This window comes from Streptomyces phytophilus (assembly GCF_013870535.1).
Taxonomy (GTDB): Bacteria; Actinomycetota; Actinomycetes; order Streptomycetales; family Streptomycetaceae; genus Streptomyces; species Streptomyces phytophilus.
The window spans coordinates 1-3,508 of the sequence record NZ_JACBXC010000626.1 but is presented as its reverse complement, the minus strand read 5'-3'; the positions used below and the strand labels follow the sequence as shown (position 1 = coordinate 3,508).

Genomic DNA, 3,508 nt, shown 5'->3' with positions numbered 1-3,508 from the left:
GCGGTAGCGCTTCCAGTACGCCGCCTCCCGGCCCATGCCCGCGGTCTGCAGCGCGACGCGGCCCTCCGGCCCGTACGCGACGTTGCCGACGGGTCCGAACGGCAGCGTGAGCGCGGGCCCGCCGCCGAGAGGCACGGCGTGCGCCCAGGTGCGGCGCAGCGAGTACTGGCCGTGGGTGGTCAGCGCCAGCACGTCGCCGTCGGGCGTCCAGCCGCGCACGGAGGTCTTGCCGCTGCCCCAGTACGTCAGGCGCTCGGGCGCGCCGCCGTCGACGGGCGCGGTGAGGACCTCGGGGGCGCCGTCGCGGGTGGAGGTCCAGGCGATGCGCGCGCCGTCGGGGGCTATCCGGGGGTGGTCCACCGGCATGTTGTCGGCGCTCACCCGCCAGGCGCGGCCGCCGTCGAGGGGCGCGGCCCAGACGTCGTCCTCCGCCGTGAAGGTGATCAAGTCGCCGTGCAGGTGCGGGAATCGCAGGTAAGCAGGCTGAGTCACGTCGATCATCCCATCATGCGGAGGCGGCGCTCACCACCGCTTTGCGGTGGGGTGTGACCTTCGTCCTGTACCCGCCCTGTCCGAGGATGGAACGAATCGGGACGTAACTCTGAACACTGCGGTAAACCCCCCGGGTTCACGCGCACGGAACGTCAGGATCCGGGCGGGCGGAACCTCTCGCTCCGCCCGCTCGGACCACCCGGGACCGCTTGCGGGGCCGTTCAGGACCGTACAGGGCCGTTCACGAGCGTTCAGGACCACCGGCCGGTCGGGCCACCAGGCGCTCCGCCAGCCACAGAAGTCCCTTGCCGAGCCCCTTCAGGGCGGCCACGAGCACGTCCCACACCGCCCGGACCGGCAGCACGAGGATCAGCACCACCCAGCGGACCGGGGCGGCGAGGCAGCCCCCGCCGGGCGCGTCGCCGCCCGGCGCCTTCGGTCCGTGCCGTTCCCGGCTCCGTTCGCGGTTCCGTTCCCGCTCCTGGGCCACAGCCCTCATCCCCTCGTCCGCCCGCGCGGACGCGCCCCGTGCGCCGCTACGCCCGCGCCGCCCCCGTGGCGACCCAGTACCGCAGCTTCAGACCGCGCCGGTCCTCGAACACGCCCCCGCTGGCCTCGATGACCTTCCGCGATCCGACGTTGTCGTGGTCGCAGGTCACCAGCACCTCGGTCAGCCCCAGACCGCGGGCGACGGGCAGCGCGTCGCGCAGCATAGCGGTGGCGTGGCCGCGTCTGCGGGCGGATGGACGGACGTCGTAGCCGATATGGCCGCCCTGCTCGCGGAGCCAGCCGGTGAGCGAGTGCCGGATGGCGATCCGGCCGAGGTAGTCGTCCCCGTCCACGTACCAGAGGGTGGTGCAGTGCACCCAGCCCGGGCGGATCATCGGGATCGTCTCGTCGGCCTCGGCGCGCAGCCCCGCGACGTACGAGGCGAAGACCGCGGGGTCGTGCCAGCGCCGGCGCCAGCGGCGGAGGTCCTGGCCGATGGACGTGTCGTCGCCGACCGCGCCCCTGCCCTCGGCCTCGAACTCCTTCATCGCCCCGGCGAACGAGGCGCGGAATCGAACATGGGGGGTGGTCAGTTGCGGCATCGGCCCATGCTTACGGGGTTCGGAGCGTCCCGGCAACCGGATAACCGGAGGTCACAGCGTATTCACAAAACAGCCGAGGCGGATGCGCACGGTGAGGCTCTTGGGAGAATTTCCGGGAATCATGAAGTTTGTGGAAGCATGACCGCGAACGTGTCGATTCCTCACTGGTGGTGACCATGGGCCAGCACGCCTCCCGATTCCCCTCCCGTACGCAACGCGCCCTGCTGCGCGCCGGCCTGATCGCGGCGGCTGGCACCACACCTCGCGGCGTTGTCGTCGGTCAACGACGCTCCGCGTCGCCTCCCTCCTCCGCCTTGCGATGCACGGCACCAGCCGCCGCTCCCTGATCCGACAAGACCCAAACGACAGACCCTAGGGCCCGTACCCGTACGGCGGCTAGGCTCGGCGGCATGACTGCCGCGCCCCCCGGAGACGCCGCGCCCGCCGCCCGCACCGCCCCGCTGACGGTCGGCATCGGAGGCGCGGCCGAGCAGACCGACATGGTGCTCAACATCGGCCCGCAGCACCCCTCGACCCACGGCGTGCTGCGCCTGCGCCTGGTCCTCGACGGCGAGCGCATCGTCACCGCGGAGCCGGTCGTCGGCTACATGCACCGCGGCGCGGAGAAGCTCTTCGAAGCCCGCGACTACCGCCAGATCATCGTCCTGGCCAACCGCCACGACTGGCTGTCGGCCTTCTCCAACGAGCTGGGCGTGGTCCTGGCCGTCGAGCGGATGCTCGGCATGGAGGTGCCGGAGCGGGCGGTGTGGCTGCGTACGCTGCTCGCCGAGCTGAACCGGGTGCTCAACCATCTGATGTTCCTCGGCTCGTATCCCCTCGAACTCGGCGGCATCACCCCGATCTTCTACGCCTTCCGCGAGCGCGAGGACCTCCAGGCCGTCATGGAGGAGGTCTCCGGCGGGCGGATGCACTACATGTTCAACCGCGTCGGCGGCCTCAAGGAGGAACTCCCCGCCGGCTGGACGGACCGCGCACGCGCGGCCGTACGCGCCACGCGCGCGCGGATGGACGTCTTCGACCGCCTCGTGCTGGGCAACGAGATCTTCCGCGGCCGCACGCGCGGCGTGGGCGTACTGCCGCCGCGGACCGTCCACGCGTACGGCGTGAGCGGGCCTCTCGGGCGCGCCTCGGGGGTGGACTTCGACCTGCGGCGCGACGAGCCGTATCTGGCGTACGGGGAGTTGGGCGGCACGCTGCGCGTCGTGACCCGCGAGGAGGGCGACTGCCTGGCCCGCTTCGAGGTGCTGCTCGCGCAGACGTACAACTCCCTCGAACTCGCCGAAGCCTGCCTGGACCGGCTGGCGGAGCTGCCGCCGGGGCCGGTGAACCAGCGGCTGCCCAAGGTGCTGAAGGCGCCGGAGGGGGAGACGTACGCCTGGACGGAGAACCCGCTGGGGCTGAACGGCTACTACCTGGTGTCGAAGGGCGAGAAGACGCCGTACCGGCTGAAGCTGCGCTCCGCGTCGTACAACAACATCCAGGCGCTGACCGAGCTTCTGCCGGGGACGCTGGTGGCGGACATGGTGGCGATCTTGGGGTCGATGTTCTTCGTGGTCGGGGACATCGACAAGTAGCGGAAGGTCAGCTCGCCTGCTCCAGGTCGATGACGCGCCCGACGGGGCCGTGCGGGTCGTCGTCGGGATCGTCGGAGTCGCCCGAGTCGCCGGAGGAGGCAGCGCCGCCGGAGGCGCCGTCGCCACCGGCCTCGGCGAGGACCTCGGGCCCGACGACGTCGGCGAGGTCGGTACCGGCGTCCCCGGGCTCGTCGGGGCCGGAGCGGTGCCCGCCCCCGGAACCGGACGCCTCCCGGGAACCGCCGCCGGGAGCCTGCGAGGGGGGCTGCGGCTGCTGCGGCGGCCGGGAGAAGTAGCTGAAGCCGGCGGCGTCGCCGGAGGGGGCCTGCT

The 3,508-nt window shown here is 72.2% G+C and carries 3 protein-coding genes and 2 pseudogenes; 1 reads left to right on the top strand and 4 read right to left on the bottom strand.

Annotated elements, in window-relative coordinates:
- From H5J30_RS22520 to H5J30_RS22510, 3 genes and pseudogenes are all read right to left on the bottom strand, one after another.
- Positions 1–501 (bottom strand): annotated as a pseudogene (locus tag H5J30_RS22520) (PD40 domain-containing protein); the annotation flags it as partial.
- A 232-nt stretch (positions 502–733) separates the two neighbouring features.
- Complete coding sequence (locus tag H5J30_RS22515) at positions 734–991, bottom strand: hypothetical protein (RefSeq protein WP_309505605.1); 258 nt, start codon at positions 989–991, stop codon at positions 734–736.
- Positions 992–1,028: 37 nt separating this feature from the next.
- A complete protein-coding gene (locus H5J30_RS22510) occupies positions 1,029–1,583 on the bottom strand; it encodes a GNAT family N-acetyltransferase (RefSeq protein ID WP_181789204.1) in 555 nt (184 codons plus the stop codon).
- A gap of 410 nt (positions 1,584–1,993) precedes the next feature.
- On the opposite strand from H5J30_RS22510, the gene H5J30_RS22505 reads away from it, so the two are divergent.
- On the top strand, positions 1,994–3,178 hold the full coding sequence (locus tag H5J30_RS22505; RefSeq protein ID WP_181789203.1) for an NADH-quinone oxidoreductase subunit D: 1,185 nt from the start codon (positions 1,994–1,996) through the stop codon (positions 3,176–3,178).
- Positions 3,179–3,185: 7 nt separating this feature from the next.
- Here the strand turns inward: H5J30_RS22505 and H5J30_RS22500 are convergent.
- Positions 3,186–3,508: pseudogene (locus H5J30_RS22500) on the bottom strand (hypothetical protein); the annotation flags it as partial.

Coding starts and splice junctions, on each gene's coding strand:
- H5J30_RS22515 (WP_309505605.1), bottom strand. CDS start 991: ATGAGGGCTGTGGCCCAGGAGCGGGAACGGAACCGCGAACGGAGCCGG.
- H5J30_RS22510 (WP_181789204.1), bottom strand. CDS start 1,583: ATGCCGCAACTGACCACCCCCCATGTTCGATTCCGCGCCTCGTTCGCC.
- H5J30_RS22505 (WP_181789203.1), top strand. CDS start 1,994: ATGACTGCCGCGCCCCCCGGAGACGCCGCGCCCGCCGCCCGCACCGCC.